Origin of the sequence: Citrobacter amalonaticus (assembly GCF_037053465.1) — a bacterium.
In the GTDB taxonomy this organism is placed as follows: Bacteria; Pseudomonadota; Gammaproteobacteria; order Enterobacterales; family Enterobacteriaceae; genus Citrobacter_A; species Citrobacter_A amalonaticus_H.
Genome location: NZ_JBALIF010000024.1, coordinates 16,725 through 33,241, shown reverse-complemented (window position 1 = coordinate 33,241; position 16,517 = coordinate 16,725). Strand labels below are relative to the sequence as shown.

13 protein-coding genes are annotated in these 16,517 nt (G+C 53.8%); 4 read left to right on the top strand and 9 right to left on the bottom strand.

The annotated features are described in order from the left end of the window. Positions 1-179 precede the first annotated feature (179 nt). From malM to malK, 3 genes are all read right to left on the bottom strand, one after another. On the bottom strand, positions 180-1,094 hold the full coding sequence (malM, locus tag WB371_RS22385) for a maltose operon protein MalM (RefSeq protein ID WP_336222188.1): 915 nt from the start codon (positions 1,092-1,094) through the stop codon (positions 180-182). A 173-nt stretch (positions 1,095-1,267) separates the two neighbouring features. Next, a complete protein-coding gene (locus tag WB371_RS22380) occupies positions 1,268-2,626 on the bottom strand; it encodes a maltoporin (protein ID WP_336222187.1) in 1,359 nt (452 codons plus the stop codon). Between the two features lie 85 nt (positions 2,627-2,711). After that, positions 2,712-3,821 (bottom strand): maltose/maltodextrin ABC transporter ATP-binding protein MalK, encoded by a 1,110-nt coding sequence (malK, locus tag WB371_RS22375; RefSeq protein ID WP_336222186.1) that lies wholly within the window; start codon positions 3,819-3,821, stop codon positions 2,712-2,714. Between the two features lie 370 nt (positions 3,822-4,191). Between malK and malE the strand changes: the two genes are divergently transcribed. The 3 genes from malE to malG all read left to right on the top strand — a co-directional run bounded on the left by malE (position 4,192) and on the right by malG (position 7,963). Beyond that, on the top strand, positions 4,192-5,382 hold the full coding sequence (gene malE / locus WB371_RS22370; protein ID WP_336222185.1) for a maltose/maltodextrin ABC transporter substrate-binding protein MalE: 1,191 nt from the start codon (positions 4,192-4,194) through the stop codon (positions 5,380-5,382). 131 nt (positions 5,383-5,513) lie between these two features. After that, entirely contained in the window at positions 5,514-7,058 is a 1,545-nt protein-coding gene (malF, locus tag WB371_RS22365; RefSeq protein ID WP_336222184.1) for a maltose ABC transporter permease MalF, read from the top strand. 14 nt (positions 7,059-7,072) lie between these two features. Beyond that, positions 7,073-7,963 (top strand): maltose ABC transporter permease MalG, encoded by an 891-nt coding sequence (gene malG / locus WB371_RS22360; RefSeq protein ID WP_336222183.1) that lies wholly within the window; start codon positions 7,073-7,075, stop codon positions 7,961-7,963. A gap of 205 nt (positions 7,964-8,168) precedes the next feature. On the opposite strand, the gene psiE is transcribed toward malG, so the two are convergent. The 6 genes from psiE to pgi all read right to left on the bottom strand — a co-directional run bounded on the left by psiE (position 8,169) and on the right by pgi (position 14,630). Continuing rightward, positions 8,169-8,588, bottom strand: a complete 420-nt coding sequence (gene psiE, locus WB371_RS22355; RefSeq protein ID WP_336222182.1) for a phosphate-starvation-inducible protein PsiE — start codon at positions 8,586-8,588, stop codon at positions 8,169-8,171. A gap of 173 nt (positions 8,589-8,761) precedes the next feature. Beyond that, on the bottom strand, positions 8,762-10,858 hold the full coding sequence (locus WB371_RS22350) for a YjbH domain-containing protein (protein WP_336222181.1): 2,097 nt from the start codon (positions 10,856-10,858) through the stop codon (positions 8,762-8,764). Then, positions 10,858-11,595, bottom strand: a complete 738-nt coding sequence (locus WB371_RS22345) for a capsule biosynthesis GfcC D2 domain-containing protein (protein WP_336222180.1) — start codon at positions 11,593-11,595, stop codon at positions 10,858-10,860. The genes WB371_RS22350 and WB371_RS22345 overlap by 1 nt, the downstream gene beginning before the upstream one ends. Further along, positions 11,592-12,230: a YjbF family lipoprotein gene (locus WB371_RS22340; protein ID WP_336222179.1), complete on the bottom strand. Its 639-nt coding sequence runs from the start codon at positions 12,228-12,230 to the stop codon at positions 11,592-11,594. Before WB371_RS22340 ends, WB371_RS22345 begins: the two co-directional genes overlap by 4 nt. A 63-nt stretch (positions 12,231-12,293) precedes the next feature. After that, complete coding sequence (yjbE, locus tag WB371_RS22335) at positions 12,294-12,536, bottom strand: exopolysaccharide production protein YjbE (RefSeq protein WP_336222178.1); 243 nt, start codon at positions 12,534-12,536, stop codon at positions 12,294-12,296. Positions 12,537-12,983: 447 nt separating this feature from the next. Continuing rightward, positions 12,984-14,630: a glucose-6-phosphate isomerase gene (pgi, locus tag WB371_RS22330; RefSeq protein WP_336222177.1), complete on the bottom strand. Its 1,647-nt coding sequence runs from the start codon at positions 14,628-14,630 to the stop codon at positions 12,984-12,986. A 293-nt stretch (positions 14,631-14,923) separates the two neighbouring features. Here pgi and lysC point away from each other — a divergent pair, with 293 nt between their 5' ends. After that, positions 14,924-16,273, top strand: a complete 1,350-nt coding sequence (gene lysC / locus WB371_RS22325; protein ID WP_336222176.1) for a lysine-sensitive aspartokinase 3 — start codon at positions 14,924-14,926, stop codon at positions 16,271-16,273. The last annotated feature ends 244 nt before the right edge of the window (positions 16,274-16,517 follow it).

The window sequence follows — 16,517 nt, the reverse complement described above, 5'->3', positions numbered from 1 at the left end:
ATGCTATTTACTCCTTGATTTGCTGGTAACAAACCGAGGCAGTATTTAGCATGGGCATTCTACGGGCAAAGCCCCACATGAACGATCACCACCTCCATAGGAGGTGGTTTAAGATTGATAAAAAAAAGGTGCGCCAGGAGACGCACCAGTTGTTGCAAATCAGCAATGTGGGGAAAGCCTTACCCCTTGCCTTTTACACTGCTGATAAAGGTAGAACGAGCTGATGTCGATCCCAAACGTTCAGCTTCATCAAGCAGTTTCAGCGCTTTATCCACATCGCCTTTCGCGACGGCGTCTTTAATCGCTTTGTTAAAGTAACTTTCGGTATCGTTCAACATCGGCTCGCTTTTCTTCGCCGGCGCAGCATAGGTTGGCGCAGGTGCAGCGGTGTTACCTACCGTGACCGGGCCCGGACCGGAAGAACCAAACAGCGGCCCGACCAGCACGCTGGAGCTGCTGTTGGTTTTCACTTTCAGTTTCAGCAGGCCATCTGTGGTATGGCGGGCGATCGGATCCGGGATGTCCGGAATCGAGTTGCCTACACCTTTGGCATACGCTTTCGCCGGATCAAGCAGCGTCGTGGTCTGCTGGAGATCTTTATCGGTAGTAAAGACCAGAACATACAGCTTCTGCTGACCCAGTGCTGGCGTCAGGCGCATTTCACCTTCCAGGCGATCCGCACTCATCACGCCCGGCTCCTGGTAGGTGAAATAACTGCTGGGGAAAAACGCAGAAGGCGTCATGTTCTGGTCGAGAATCAGTACGTTTGGCGCAAAGACGCTGGTTTGTTTGTTCACTTCACTGGTAAGGGTAATGTTTAACTCACCGATGTTAGCGGGCACGCTCCAGGCGGCTACCGGGCCGGTAATGCCGGGAACATTCAATTGCTGCCCCCCCGTGGAGAGTTGAACGGACTGCGTCTTAGATTGATCCGCCGGCGTCCAGGTCAACTGCTGGAGCGCAGCGATCGGGATGGCCGGCGCCGCGCTGGTATTCTGCGGCACGTAATTGACGTCAGCCAGGCTGATGCCAGGCACGCTGGCAAATAACCCTGCGGATAAACAAAGGGCGACGAGACTTTTCTTCATTTTCATTGTTATCACCTCAGAAAGCATGAGTTCAGCGGTGGCCAGGCAATAGCGCGCTAAACCAGATTATGCCGGATGGCGGCGTGCGCCTTATCCGGCCTACAAACTGATACCGCCATCGGCGTTTCACACAGTTTGTGAGGGGCTTGCGCCCCTCATTACGTCAGGTTAATGCCGTATTACCACCAAATTTCCATCTGAGCACCGAAGGACCACTCATCGTTGTCGCCACGGCTGGTTGTACTGATACCAGAGTTCGTTGCAGCGGCGAATTTGGTTACGTCATTACCATTTTTGATGTAGCCCCACTCTTCATCCCATTTTGCATAGGTCGCGAAGACACGGATTGCCGGGCGAGACCAGATGCTGTCGCCAGCCTGCCATTGTTGTGCCAGGGTGATTTTGTACTGGCTGTTGCGATCGCTGGTCTGCTGCGATTTGACGTTGTCGTAACCGACTTCCAGCAGGGTGCTCATGATTGGCGTCCATTTGTACATCGGACGGATACCCACGGTGTACCACTCGGTACCCAGGTCGTTATCCAGGTCGAGATTCTGGTACATACCGACGTACATCAGGTCCCATTTGTCGCCCAGGGAGATGGCACCGTGGTCAAGCACGCGGAACAGGTTACCGTTGTTATTCACAACGTTGTTGGCGAAATTCGTCTTAGTCCCGTCTGGATTGGTAATGGTTGTCGTTGAAGAACCATAAGAACCCTGGTTCAGGCCTTTGCCCTGGGTGGTCATGGAATCTGTAGCGTACTGAACGACAAACTTGTTGTAGCCTTTCAGCATGCTTTGGGTATGTTCAGCGGTGAACATCCAACCATCTTTTGATGCACCGTCTGCCAGGCTGTAGTCGTCGGTGGTGTTAGCACGACCGTAGTCAACACCCAGCTCCAGTACGCCGTCCGGGTTGGTTTGCAGACCGGCTAAACGCACGTCGAACACGTCGTTCGCCGTGTCTTTGGTACGATCATAGATATTCTGGCTGCTAAACGAGTAAGAACCACCCGCTTCCTGTGAACGGGTCGCTGCCAGAGACAGTTTGCCGAAGCCGAGGTCGATGTTTTCGATACCAGCACCAGGACCTGAGATATCCCAGTAGTAGAAGTCGATCATGTGCACGTCATGACGCTGATAGAAGCGCTTACCGGCCCAGATAGTGGAACCCGGCAGCCAGTCGATCAGGTTTTTACCCTGAACGTTAGCTTCACGGAATGCCGGATCGGTAGCTTCCCAGTCATTCTGCTGGGCAACAGAGTAGGCGACGTTAGTGTCGAAGTAGAAGCTCTTGTCGCCTTCTTTCCACACTTCCTGACCGAGTTTCAGTTCCGCATAGGTTTCACATTCGTTACCGAGACGGTATTTACTTTGAGCACCTGTTGCCTGGAAACATTGTTGTTCACCGCCACTACCCGTCCAGCCAATACCGGAACGAGCATAACCATGGAAATCCACTGCCATTGCCTGAACAGACATAATGCCTGCCGCGACGGCAACCGCCAGAGGAAGTTTGCGCAGAGTAATCATCATTCTATCTCCTGAGATCATTGCTTTTCTTTGCACGCTTTGCCTGGCCATCGCGCCAGGGTTTTGCGCTTTTTTTTAATGGGAAACCTTACACGCCCGGCTCCTGATGCAGCCGACGACAAGCAGTGCCATCCTCACGGAATAAGTGGCAACGCTCTGGCGGCAGACCAATGGCGAATACGGCTCCCTCTTCTACCAACACCACGTCGTTCTGGCGGTAAACCAGGTTTTGACGGATGGCGGGGATCTGGATATGAATTTGTGTTTCGTGACCGAGCTGTTCGACAACCTGAACCACGCCTTCCAGGGTGACATCGGCGATGTCGCTGGGCAGAAGATGCTCAGGACGAATACCTAACGACATATTGGCGCCGACCTGCACATCGCGGCTTTCGACCGGCAACCAGACGTTCTGGCGGTTCGGCAGCTCAACTTGCACCTGGTCAATGGCGGTTGCGGTGACTTTTACCGGCAGGAAGTTCATCTTCGGCGAACCAATAAAGCCCGCGACAAAACGATCGGCCGGATAGTGATACAGCTCCAGCGGTTTCCCCACCTGTGCCACACGGCCTGCATCCAGCACCACAATTTTGTCGGCCAGCGTCATCGCTTCGACCTGGTCGTGGGTGACATAGATCATCGTGCGCCCGAGGCGCTTATGGAGACGGGAGATTTCAATACGCATCTGCACGCGCAGTGCGGCATCAAGGTTAGAGAGGGGTTCATCAAGCAGGAATACCCGTGGTTCCGCCACCAGCGTACGACCAATCGCCACACGCTGACGCTGCCCACCCGAGAGTGCTTTTGGTTTACGCTCCAGCAGATGCGCCAGTTGCAGCACTTCCGCAACCTGATTAACGCGCTGATTAATCAAATCTTTTTTGGCCCCTGCCAGTTTCAGGCCAAACGACATATTTTCGGCAACGGATAAATGGGGGTAGAGTGCATAGGACTGAAAGACCATCCCTACGCCACGTTCGGCAGGCGGGACATCGTTCATTCGGGTTTCCCCGATATAAAGATCGCCACTGGTAATGGTTTCCAGCCCGGCGATCATTCGCAGTAGAGTCGATTTGCCACAGCCTGACGGCCCTACAAACACCACGAATTCCCCTTCGTGAATGTCGAGATTGATATCTTTCGATACCACCACGTCACCCCAGGCTTTTGTTACATTTCGCAGCTGTACGCTCGCCATGCCCTTCTCCCTTCGTTACAACCTGTCATCGACAGCAACATTCATGATGACCTGACTATGCGGGATTCAATGCGTGCGTAAATCCTCCACCCCCCGGCTTTTTTATGGGGGAGGAGTCGGGAGGATGAGGGAACGACATCTGAGACCTGAGCCTCGGCCTGGCAGGAAATTTCGTGACGTCAGCCGCAAAAATTAGTCTGGTTTTATGTGCGCCAGTACGCATTACTCACATTTCTGCAATACGGATCACATAAAGCTGGGGTGGGGCGTAGGGGGAAGGATGATGGAAAGAGGATGTCAATTAAGGAGACTGAGTCACGTTGAACCACTGAATGTATCCACGAGCACATCACCAAAAAGGATGGCAGATATGAAGATCAAGACTGGCGCACGTGTTTTCGCATTGTCCGCCCTTGCAGCAATGATGATTTCCGCACCGGCTCTGGCCAAAATTGAAGAAGGTAAGTTGGTTATCTGGATTAACGGCGACAAAGGCTATAACGGCCTGGCCGAAGTGGGTAAGAAATTCGAGAAAGACACCGGTATCAAAGTCACCGTTGAACACCCGGACAAGCTGGAAGAGAAATTCCCACAGGTTGCCGCAACCGGTGATGGTCCGGACATCATCTTCTGGGCGCACGACCGTTTTGGCGGCTACGCGCAGTCTGGTCTTCTGGCTGAAGTCTCGCCGGAAAAAGCGTTCCAGGACAAACTCTATCCGTTCACCTGGGATGCAGTACGTTACAACGGTAAGCTGATCGCTTATCCGATTGCGGTTGAAGCGCTGTCACTGATTTACAACAAAGATCTGCTACCAAACCCACCGAAAACCTGGGAAGAGATCCCTGCGCTGGATAAAAAGCTGAAGGAGAAAGGTAAGAGCGCCCTGATGTTCAACCTGCAAGAACCGTACTTCACCTGGCCGCTGATTGCAGCCGACGGCGGTTACGCGTTTAAGTTTGAAAACGGCAAGTACGACGTGAAAGATGTGGGCGTTGACAGCGCTGGCGCGAAAGCAGGCCTGAGCTTCCTGGTTGACCTCATCAAGAATAAACACATGAACGCGGATACCGATTACTCCATCGCAGAAGCGGCCTTTAACAAAGGCGATACGGCGATGACCATCAACGGTCCGTGGGCATGGTCAAACATCGATAAGAGCAAAGTGAACTACGGCGTGGCGCTGCTGCCGACTTTCAAAGGTAAGCCGTCCAAACCGTTCGCGGGCGTGCTGAGCGCGGGTATTAACGCCGCCAGCCCGAACAAAGAACTGGCGAAAGAGTTCCTGGAAAACTACTTGCTGACCGATCAGGGTCTGGAAGCCGTGAATAAGGACAAACCGCTGGGTGCCGTGGCGCTGAAATCCTATCAGGAGCAGTTAGCGAAAGATCCACGCATCGCCGCGACTATGGATAACGCCCAGAATGGCGAAATCATGCCAAACATCCCGCAGATGGCCGCATTCTGGTACGCCACCCGTACTGCCGTCATCAACGCGGCCAGCGGTCGCCAGACGGTTGACGCCGCCCTGAAAGACGCGCAAGGCCGTATCACTAAGTAATGCTGTTGAGTATGTGCCGGATGGCGGCATACATGTCTTATCAGGCCTACAACTTGCTGTAGGCCTGATAAGCGCAGCGCCATCAGGCATATCTCCAGTCGTAAAGTTTTATTGCTGTAGAGGAAGACCCCATGGATGTCATTAAAAAGAAACACTGGTGGCAAAGCGACACGCTGAAATGGTCGGCAATCGGTCTGCTGGGCCTGCTGGTGGGTTACCTTGTAGTTTTAATGTACGCACAAGGGGAGTATCTGTTCGCCATCATGACGCTGATTTTAAGCTCTGCTGGCCTGTATATTTTCGCCAACCGTAAGACCTACGCCTGGCGCTATGTTTACCCCGGCATGGCTGGCATGGGGCTGTTCGTCCTGTTCCCACTGGTTTGTACTATCGCTATTGCCTTCACGAACTACAGCAGTACCAACCAGCTCACCTTTGAACGCGCCCAGGAAGTGCTGATGGACCGCTCTTACCAGGCGGGCAAAACCTATAGCTTCGGTCTTTATCCGGCAGGTGACGAGTGGCAACTGGCCCTCACTGACGGCGAAACCGGGAAAAACTACCTCTCCGACGCGTTCAAATTCGGCGGTGAGCAAAAGCTGACGCTGAAAGAGACAGATGCTCTGCCTGAGGGTGAACGCGCAACGCTGCGCATCATCACGCAGAATCGCCAGGCGCTGAACGAGATTACCGCCGTGCTGCCCGATGAAAGCAAAGTGATCATGAGCTCACTGCGCCAGTTCTCCGGGACGCGGCCGCTGTATACCCTGGCCGATGACGGCACGCTCACCAACAACCAGAGCGGCGTGAAATACCGCGCCAACAATAGCATTGGCTTCTATCAGTCGATCAATGCGGACGGTAACTGGGGTGATGAGAAGCTCAGTCCGGGCTATACCGTGTCCATCGGCTGGGACAACTTTACCCGCGTCTTTACTGACGAGGGCATCCAGAAGCCGTTCTTTGCCATCTTCGTCTGGACCATCGTGTTCTCGGTATTGACCGTCATCCTGACCGTGGCGGTAGGTATGGTGCTGGCCTGTCTCGTACAGTGGGAGTCTCTGAAAGGGAAAGCGATTTACCGCGTCCTGTTGATTCTGCCTTACGCCGTACCGTCGTTTATCTCGATTCTGATTTTCAAAGGGTTATTCAACCAGAGCTTTGGTGAAATCAACATGATGCTGAGCGCGCTGTTTGGTATCAAACCGGCCTGGTTCAGCGACCCAACCACCGCGCGTTCGATGATTATTATCGTCAACACTTGGCTGGGTTATCCGTACATGATGATTCTGTGCATGGGGCTGCTGAAAGCGATTCCGGACGACCTGTATGAAGCCTCGGCTATGGATGGCGCGGGTCCGTTCCAGAACTTCTTTAAGATTACGCTCCCGCTGCTGATCAAACCGCTGACGCCGCTGATGATCGCCAGCTTCGCCTTTAACTTTAACAACTTCGTGCTGATTCAACTGTTGACCAACGGGGGACCGGATCGCCTCGGAACCACCACGCCAGCCGGCTATACCGACCTGCTGGTGAGCTACACCTACCGCATCGCCTTTGAAGGCGGCGGCGGACAGGACTTCGGCCTGGCGGCGGCTATCGCTACGCTGATCTTCCTGCTGGTGGGCGCGCTGGCCATCGTAAACCTGAAAGCCACACGCATGAAGTTTGATTAAGGGAGATAACGACAATGGCTATGGTCCAACCCAAATCTCAAAAGTTGCGTCTCTTCATTACGCATTTAGGTCTGCTGGTTTTTATCGCGGCGATCATGTTCCCGCTGCTGATGGTCATTGCCATCTCGCTGCGTGAAGGTAACTTTGCCACCGGGAGTCTTATCCCGGAAAAAATCTCCTGGGAGCACTGGCGGCTGGCGCTGGGCTTCAGCGTTGAACACGCTGATGGTCGCGTCACGCCGCCCCCCTTCCCGGTTCTGTTATGGCTGTGGAACTCGGTGAAAATCGCCGGCATTACCGCGATTGGCATCGTGGCGCTCTCAACGACCTGCGCTTACGCCTTTGCCCGTATGCGTTTCCCGGGCAAGGCCACGCTGCTCAAAGGAATGCTGATTTTCCAGATGTTCCCTGCGGTTTTATCACTGGTCGCGTTGTATGCCTTGTTTGATCGCCTGGGTCAGTACATTCCGTTTATCGGTCTGAACACCCACGGCGGCGTGATTTTCGCCTATCTCGGCGGTATCGCCTTGCATGTGTGGACCATCAAAGGCTATTTCGAAACCATCGACGGCTCGCTGGAAGAAGCGGCGGCGCTGGATGGCGCAACCCCGTGGCAGGCGTTCCGCCTCGTGCTGCTGCCGCTGTCGGTGCCGATTCTGGCGGTGGTCTTTATTTTGTCGTTCATTGCCGCGATCACCGAAGTGCCGGTTGCCTCACTGTTACTGCGTGATGTGAACAGTTACACCCTGGCGGTCGGTATGCAGCAGTATCTCAACCCACAAAACTACCTGTGGGGCGACTTTGCCGCTGCGGCAGTACTCTCAGCCATTCCCATTACGCTGGTCTTCCTGCTGGCGCAGCGTTGGCTGGTCAACGGCCTGACGGCGGGCGGAGTCAAAGGTTAAGTTTCATCGAAGTACCTGTAATGCCACTGCACTCAACATTTTTTATCCAACTTGTGACTGTAGTTCGGCGCTCTTCGGAGCGCCTTTTTTTTGTCTGCCGGATGGCGGCGTTGCCTTATCCGGCCAGGTCACTTTTTACTCGCGCTCCAGCCCATTGTAGGCCTGATAAGCGCAGCGCCATCAGGCAACCACGACACACATTGCCTTATCCGACCTGGTCCCGCTTTAAGCGTTTCGAATTACACATCCAGAGCGTGATCACCAGCAGCAGGATCGCCGCCGAGTAGATCAACACATCCAGTGGTGATTTGTGATCGACAATGATCAGCCGGACAATCGCGGTGATCCCGATATAGATAAAATAGCGCAGCGGAAAGTGAAAGCCTGACTGAAAATACTTCACAATCAACGCAATAAATTCGAAATAGAGAAAGTAGACAACCAGCCCTTCCACCAGCTCATACTTACTGGCTTGCTCAGGCGCAAAGAGCACATCTGCCAGATGCAGTGTCTCTTTGCCGAGGAATACGACCAGAATCAGGCCCAGACTCAACAGCCCGAGGTTCAGCACGGTCTGTAAGATAGTGGAGATAAACTCCATGCGCGGACGAGAAAGCGACGTCATAACAGCACCTCCTGCTCAGTGGTGAGGTTCCTGTATAACGCAAAAATGTGACAGAGATCTATATTTTTTGTTTATGTTTTGTGCAAACCAGAAAAATCGCCCGGTCGCGTTTCGCTTACCGGGCCTACGGGAATGTAGGCCGGATAAGCGCAGCGCCATCCGGCAAAACAACCTCAGCGGAAATTCACGCTCTTATCGCTGGTCATGTCATAGAGCTGGAATTTACGTCCGAGCTGCTGACCCCCATCACGCGTCAGCGGCGTCCAGCCAACCGCCGCACGACTGCGGGTCGGGCCGGAAGAGAAGAGATCCAGCGGAATAGACACATAGACGCCTTTGGTGAAATCCCCTTCGCCGTACTCATCCGGCGAGACGTTGGTGAGCGTGGCGTAACCGCCCACCACCACACCGCTGTCAAAGCGTTTAGAGATATCCAGCGTGCCGCCCTTATCGCCCGCCAGGTACTGACCGACACTCGCTTTCACCAGTACATCCTGGGCAAATGACGGCGTCCAGTAGGCCGTCAGATGGCCCGTCTTCACACTGTAATCGGTGAATTTCATCATGTCTTTGGCACTGCGCCAGTCACGCTGCTTCACGTAGTTAGCATCCAGACCAAACGCCCAGTTGCTGTCGACCGGACGCCAGATCACTTCAGCCCCCGCGCCGCCGTACATGGTTTCGAGATAACCGCCGTAAATCTGACCATAGAAACCGTTACCAAAGTACTGGAAGTAGTTGGCCTGCAGGTTGTTCACGTATACGTCGTTTTGCACGTAATCACGCACGTGGGTACGTACGCGCGGCAGTTTCGAATCGTTAGGCGGGTTGGTGTAGTTGAATTTATCGTAGTTATTGGCGAGATTACCGAACAGACTACCGGTCGTCAGCAGATGATCGGTGACCCACAGATCCGCTGTCGCCATTACCCCCAACTGGTACATGTAGAAGTTTTCAGGCCCACCCACGGACTGATTCAGCACCGGATCGAGATGGAAGTCGAAGCGGGACTTGTCGATATACCAGCCCTGCTCGGTGCTTTCCGGCACTATCGGCTCACGGCGTTTTTGCGCCAGCGGCGTTTCATGCCCTAGCGGTTCGCCCTCCAGATGACGCTTCAGGCTGCTGACATCCGTTTCGGTGGTCACCTGCGGCAGGTTAAGGCGATTTTCCGTCACCCGGATCGTGCGGATCCCTTCCGGCAGGTCGTTCATCACGATCCGATTCGCCCGTTCGATCCCTTCACGCGAGTCGCGGTATTTCACCTGTTCGCCGGTCACATAGAGGGTATCGCCTTTCACCTGAATCTTTGGATCAGCCAGCCCGGCGTTATATTTCAGCAACGTCAGTTGATTCGCCACTACCGAGTGTTGCAGGATCGCATCCTGCGGTTGCGGCTGATATTTTGGTCGCGCGTTATCGTTATACGACGGTCGTAAATCGTTGAAATTAGTTCGCAGCGTCACGCCAAACATAAACGTATTTCCACGCTCATAGCTGAGGTTAACGTCGGCCCAATCGGTGACGCGGTAAATGGCGCCGACGTTAAACTTGCTTTTCTGTTCCAGCTTGCCCGCAAAGTCCTGCTGGTAGTTGTTTCCCTCGTATTCCAGTTTCAGTCGCAGTGGCTGCCACGGCGTCTGGTACTCAACGCCTCCAAACAGCGACGCCGGGCCGTGGAACATCTGGCTACCGTCAATGGAGCCGGCTTTCTTATAGCTGTTATCGCGATAGCAATATTTATCACTGTATGAACAGAGCGGATTGCTCACGTTACCGCTGGTGCCCAGATAGCCCCAGCCAAGACCGAGCGAAAAATCAAACGGCCCCCAGGCTTTACTTGCCACGAGGTATTCTGCATCGAACAGGCCGGTCCCGCCGATGTCTCTCGCGCCGACCGACACCTGCGGCATCCAGTAACTCTCTTCCCAGAGACGTAATTTCAGATCGAACGCTTTATCTTTGTAGGTCTGATCGCCGGAAAACGATTCAACGCTGCTGTACTGTTTGGTCCGCACATCGGTATAGCGCAACGTGGTCTCCAGCCAGGGAAAAAGCTGCACGGACGCGGAGTAATAGCGGTACTGGTCGTTATCGCGATAGTTGAGGCTTAACTCCCCCTCACGCGCCATACGCGCAGTTGGGGTTTGTAACAATCCCACGCCGCCAAAATCTGACTGAGAGGGGCCAATCGGCGCCGGATAGGTTTCGCCGTGGCAGGCTGCGCTAACGCCCAGCGCCAGTAAGCTGAGCAGATGTATTTTTTTCATTATTCGGGTATCCGCTGCGTCAGGGTATGAAGAATATCGGCGTTCAGCGCGTCCGGCTCACTGCTCCAGAGAGAATCATCCAGGCCCACAAAAATGATGCTGCCCGGCATCGGCTCGACGTGACGTTTATTCCAGTAAGCCACCGGGACTTTCTGCTTTCGGCCATCGGGATAAACCACCCACGCATAGCTGCGATCCGCACCACTGAGCCTGTCTTGTCCATCGAGATAACTGGCAACATCGCGTCCGGGCATAAACGGCTGTTTTCCGGGACGGCTAATCAGGCCAAAGATCGTGATCTCCGTCGGCTGTGCGCCGACCCACAGCGTGTAGTTACCCTGCAAGGGCGGGTTTCCGCGCTCGCTGACTCGCACGCTGTCCGGATCGAGATTCACCGCCTGTCTGCCTGTCACCTTCAGCGCCTGAACTTGCTGGCGCAGTGCGTTGATCGCGGCGGCATCCTCTCCGCTCGCGTTGGCGCTTAACGCCGCCAGACGCGCCAGCAGCGCCTGCTGCTGGTTCAGTGCTTTTACCGTCGCTTTCTCTTCAGCGATCACTGCGCCCGGCCACCAGCTGTTTGCCAGCCTGGGCTGGCCGACCAGATCGATAAGGTGCTCAGCGCCGGTGAGCGTTTTCGGTTCCGTGCTCCCTGCGCTAAAGACCTTGACGGTACCCGCAGCAAAAACTGATGACGCGCTCAGACTGAAGATCAGCGCAGTGATGGTCCGTTTGATCATGATTTTGCCGCCTTGATCAGCGTGGTTTTTACCGGGAAGAAGTTCGCGCCCAGATACTGCTCCGACTGGCGGATGTGCCCTTCGTTGTCAATCCAGTAGCGGTTATGCCAGCGCGTTTGATCGGTGGTGACGGCTTCATCCAGCACGCGAACCGGGGTCTCTTCGCTGCCGACTTTCACCGTGTCATTGCCCTCCCATGTAAAGACGGAACGCGCGGTGGCGTAACGCACCTGTTTGTGCTCAGTCCAGCCCATCGTGCGCGTCCAGGTCACGCCATCAACGATCTGATTCGGTTTGCGCAATGGATCGTCAGCGAGATTATTGACGTCGATAAGGTTGTCGCCGCCAAGCAGCGTTTTCACCAGACGCCCATGCTGAGTCACGAGAGTGGCCCGATCCTGTGTCACCCATTTCTGCTGCCCGTTCTCCGCGAAAGCGAGCACCACAAACAGTTGCGGCCCGCCGTTAAGCTGCATGTACTGACTGGCATAGGGCATGTTTTGAATGTCATCGTCCGTCAGTTGCACGCCTGGTGTGCCAAACAGGCTGTCCCACAGTGCGTTGCCCAGTTGTTTCGTGGTGGCTGAGCAGGCCTGTAACAACAGGCAAAGTAGTATGAGTGCAGGTCGCTTCACGACTCTTCTCCAGAGGGGCAAAATAACCACACCGAAGTGTGGTTAGGATTAAATGTACCGAGCTTACTGGGTACTGGTGGTCGTGGTGGTGGTGGTCCCGGTATTGGAACCGTCACCGCCGCCGGTTGCCGCCAGAGCGACACCCACCGCCGAACTTACGGTGCTCACGCTGGATGCGGAGGAACTCCCCGCCGACACCGACGTTGCTGCCGAGCCTGCCGCTTCACCCACCTCAACGGGGGCTGCATAGACAGAACTCGCCGCAAGCGCAGATATGGCAAAAATGCCATACAGAACTTTTTTCATAACAATTTCCCTTCATTGAATGAATGGAGATTTACCCGAAGTGTTTCGGGCGGAATTGAGTATACACAACTAAAGCATGCGAATTACGGCAGGTCTAAATAGCGAGACGGTTTTAGGATAATTGGACTTCTGTTGGATGAATGATTTCATCAATAAATATAATTGATAATAAAATCAATAAATTATGATTTTTACAGATAATAAAAAGATCCGTATTTTCCTAAAATAACGCTGGGTTATTTTAAGGCCATTTATTATTTTAGGATTAAGCTCAATATAAGATTTTGGGAAACCACACGAACAACCGGAATTATCTCATAAAAAAGCCGATAATAATATCGGCTCATTTCATTATTAATTTGCCTGATGGCGCTTCGCTTATCAGGCCTACGGCAGCGCGTAGGCCGGATAAGACGCATCAGCGTCGTCATCCGGCGCTGCGCCCGATTAACGCCAGGCTTTATAGCGGTTTATCAAGCCGTTGGTAGAACTGTCATGACTCTCAATCTCTTTGTCATCTTTCAGTTCCGGCAGGATGCGGTTCGCCAACTGTTTGCCCAGCTCAACGCCCCACTGGTCGAACGTGAAGATGTTCAGGATGATGCCCTGAGTAAAGATTTTGTGTTCATACAGTGCAATCAACGCCCCCAGGCTGAACGGGGTGATTTCGCGCAGCAGGATGGAGTTGGTCGGGCGGTTGCCTTCAAATACTTTGAACGGCACAACGTGTTCCAGAGTGGCCGGATCTTTACCCTGATCGCGGTATTCCTGCTCAACCACTTCACGGGATTTCCCGAACGCCAGCGCTTCGGTCTGCGCGAAGAAGTTAGACAGCAGCTTCGGATGGTGATCGGACAGCGGGTTATGGGTGATCGCCGGTGCGATAAAGTCGCATGGAACCATTTTGGTTCCCTGGTGAATCAACTGATAGAACGCGTGCTGACCGTTTGTTCCCGGCTCGCCCCAGATAATCGGGCCTGTCTGGTAATCCACTGGCTTACCGTTACGGTCAACATATTTGCCGTTGGATTCCATGTTGCCTTGCTGGAAGTAAGCGGCGAAGCGGTGCATATACTGATCATACGGCAGGATAGCTTCGGTTTCTGCACCGAAGAAATTGTTGTACCAGATACCAATCAGCGCCAGCAGCACCGGCAGGTTTTTCTCCGGTGCGGTGGTGGAGAAATGCTTATCCATGGCGTGCGCGCCGGACAGCAGTTCGACAAAGTTTTCGTAGCCAACAGACAGGATGATCGACAGACCAATCGCCGACCACAGAGAGTAGCGGCCGCCAACCCAGTCCCAGAACTCGAACATATTGGCGGTATCGATACCGAACTCGCCAACCGCTTTCGCGTTGGTGGACAGCGCAGCGAAGTGTTTCGCCACGTGTTTTTCATCACCCGCGGTTTTCAGGAACCAGTCGCGCGCGCTGTGGGCGTTGGTCATGGTTTCCTGGGTGGTGAAGGTTTTGGACGCCACCAGGAACAGCGTGGTTTCTGGATTCACTGTCTTCAACACTTCGGCGATATGGGTACCGTCGACGTTAGACACAAAGTGCATATTCAGGTGATTTTTATACGGACGCAGCGCTTCGGTCACCATGAACGGGCCGAGGTCAGAACCGCCAATCCCGATGTTAACCACGTCGGTGATCGCTTTACCGGTATACCCTTTCCACTGACCGGAGATGATCGCTTCAGAGAACGATTTCATCTTCTCCAGCACCGCATTCACTTCCGGCATCACATCTTTGCCGTCAACGATAATTGGCGTATTGCTACGGTTACGCAGCGCCACATGCAACACGGCACGATCTTCAGTGCGGTTGATCTTCTCACCGGAGAACATGGATTTGATCGCCCCCGCCAGATCGGTCTCTTTCGCCAGATCCTGCAGTTTCGTCAGGGTCTCTTCGGTGATGCGGTTCTTGGAGAAATCCACCAGCATCAGATCGTCAAACGTCGCGGAGAATTTGCTGAAACGATAGCTATCCTTTGCGAACAGCTCCGCAAGGGTAACGTCCTTCATTTCTTCATAGTGTTTTTGTAGTGCCTGCCAGGCAGAAGTCTGCGTTGGATTGATGTTTTTCATTAGCAATACTCTTCTGATTTGAGAATTGTGACTGAGATCGATTGTAACGCTAGTCACAGAAAAGTGTGATTGTTTTAGTGCCGTTGCCCTGGTCCCGGTCAAATAACAGCAAAAAGTCGAGTTGTTATAAGCACCATTACTGAGGCTAATCCCAGCATAAAAAATCCGCATAATCCCGGCGTTGACAGTCCAGGCCACACATTTTATTTATAAATACGGTATTTGCGCCTGCACCGGTTTCTGTTCTGCCTTTGTGCCATGGTCGCTTTCTCACTCCCTGACACGAGGTCGTTATGACAGAATTAGTTGTCTCTAAATTTGGCGGAACCAGCGTCGCCGATTTTGATGCCATGAACCGCAGCGCTGATGTGGTGCTTTCCGATGCAAACGTGCGCTTAGTGGTACTTTCCGCTTCTGCCGGCATTACCAATTTGCTGGTCGCGCTGGCTGAAGGTCTGGAGCCAACCGCACGCTTTGAGAAACTCGATGCGATCCGCAAAATTCAGTTCGATATTCTGGAGCGTCTGCGCTATCCGAACGTGATTCGTGAAGAGATCGAACGTCTGCTGGAAAATATCACCACCCTGTCGGAAGCCGCCGCCCTGGCGACCTCGACCGCGTTGACCGATGAGCTGGTCAGCCACGGCGAACTGATGTCGACCCTGCTGTTTGTTGAAATCCTGCGCGAGCGTAACGTTCAGGCGCAATGGTTTGATGTGCGTAAAGTGATGCGCACCAACGATCGCTTTGGCCGTGCCGAGCCGGATGTAGCCGCCCTGGCAGAACTGGCGACACTGCAACTGGTCCCGCGTCTGAGCGAAGGGCTGGTGATCACCCAGGGATTCATTGGCAGCGAAAGCAAAGGACGCACAACGACGCTCGGACGCGGCGGCAGTGACTATACCGCCGCCCTGCTGGCTGAAGCGATCCATGCTACCCGTGTCGATATCTGGACCGACGTTCCGGGCATCTACACCACCGATCCGCGCGTGGTGCCAGCGGCGCAGCGCATTGATGAAATCGCCTTTGAAGAAGCGGCGGAAATGGCCACTTTTGGCGCGAAAGTATTGCATCCGGCAACCTTGCTGCCCGCTGTGCGCAGCGATATCCCGGTCTTCGTCGGTTCAAGTAAAGACCCCAAAGCAGGTGGCACGCTGGTCTGCAATAAGACCCAGAACCCACCGTTGTTCCGCGCTCTGGCACTGCGTCGTAAGCAGACGCTGCTTACCCTGCACAGCCTGAATATGCTGCACTCACGCGGTTTTCTCGCCGAGGTCTTTGGTATTCTCGCGCGCCATAATATCTCCGTCGATTTGATCACCACCTCTGAAGTAAGCGTGGCCCTGACGCTGGATACCACTGGTTCCACCTCTACCGGCGATACGCTGCTGACGCAGTCGCTACTGATGGAGTTGTCGGCGTTGTGCCGGGTAGAAGTCGAAGAAAACCTCGCGCTGGTCGCGCTGATTGGTAACGATCTGTCGAAAGCCTGCGGCGTCGGCAAAGAGGTGTTCGGGGTGCTGGAACCGTTTAATATCCGTATGATTTGCTACGGCGCGTCCAGCCATAACCTTTGCTTCCTGGTGCCAGGCACAGAGGCAGAGCAGGTTGTACAGAAACTGCACTATAATTTATTTGAGTAATCATCCTCAGGCGTATGACGGTCACGCATCGTTATACGCCGCTTATTGCGACGACCCGGCTCTCCTCTTTTCCCGCCAAATATATCAACCACATCAATTACAAACATCACATCAATTAAATAAAATTATAATTCCGCGTCTTTTTCTTAAAAAAAGCGCGGGCAATAGAAAAACAATCCCCCACAAATTATCTTAACGTACGTTCATTTCCACCTGTATTCCCGGTAGTTATCGGTACTCTTTG

What these genes read in the sequence shown, in the direction of transcription:
- malM (WP_336222188.1), bottom strand. Translation starts at nt 1,094, where the DNA reads ATGAAAATGAAGAAAAGTCTCGTCGCCCTTTGTTTATCCGCAGGGTTA.
- WB371_RS22380 (WP_336222187.1), bottom strand. Translation starts at nt 2,626, where the DNA reads ATGATGATTACTCTGCGCAAACTTCCTCTGGCGGTTGCCGTCGCGGCA.
- malK (WP_336222186.1), bottom strand. Translation starts at nt 3,821, where the DNA reads ATGGCGAGCGTACAGCTGCGAAATGTAACAAAAGCCTGGGGTGACGTG.
- malE (WP_336222185.1), top strand. Translation starts at nt 4,192, where the DNA reads ATGAAGATCAAGACTGGCGCACGTGTTTTCGCATTGTCCGCCCTTGCA.
- malF (WP_336222184.1), top strand. Translation starts at nt 5,514, where the DNA reads ATGGATGTCATTAAAAAGAAACACTGGTGGCAAAGCGACACGCTGAAA.
- malG (WP_336222183.1), top strand. Translation starts at nt 7,073, where the DNA reads ATGGCTATGGTCCAACCCAAATCTCAAAAGTTGCGTCTCTTCATTACG.
- psiE (WP_336222182.1), bottom strand. Translation starts at nt 8,588, where the DNA reads ATGACGTCGCTTTCTCGTCCGCGCATGGAGTTTATCTCCACTATCTTA.
- WB371_RS22350 (WP_336222181.1), bottom strand. Translation starts at nt 10,858, where the DNA reads ATGAAAAAAATACATCTGCTCAGCTTACTGGCGCTGGGCGTTAGCGCA.
- WB371_RS22345 (WP_336222180.1), bottom strand. Translation starts at nt 11,595, where the DNA reads ATGATCAAACGGACCATCACTGCGCTGATCTTCAGTCTGAGCGCGTCA.
- yjbE (WP_336222178.1), bottom strand. Translation starts at nt 12,536, where the DNA reads ATGAAAAAAGTTCTGTATGGCATTTTTGCCATATCTGCGCTTGCGGCG.
- pgi (WP_336222177.1), bottom strand. Translation starts at nt 14,630, where the DNA reads ATGAAAAACATCAATCCAACGCAGACTTCTGCCTGGCAGGCACTACAA.
- lysC (WP_336222176.1), top strand. Translation starts at nt 14,924, where the DNA reads ATGACAGAATTAGTTGTCTCTAAATTTGGCGGAACCAGCGTCGCCGAT.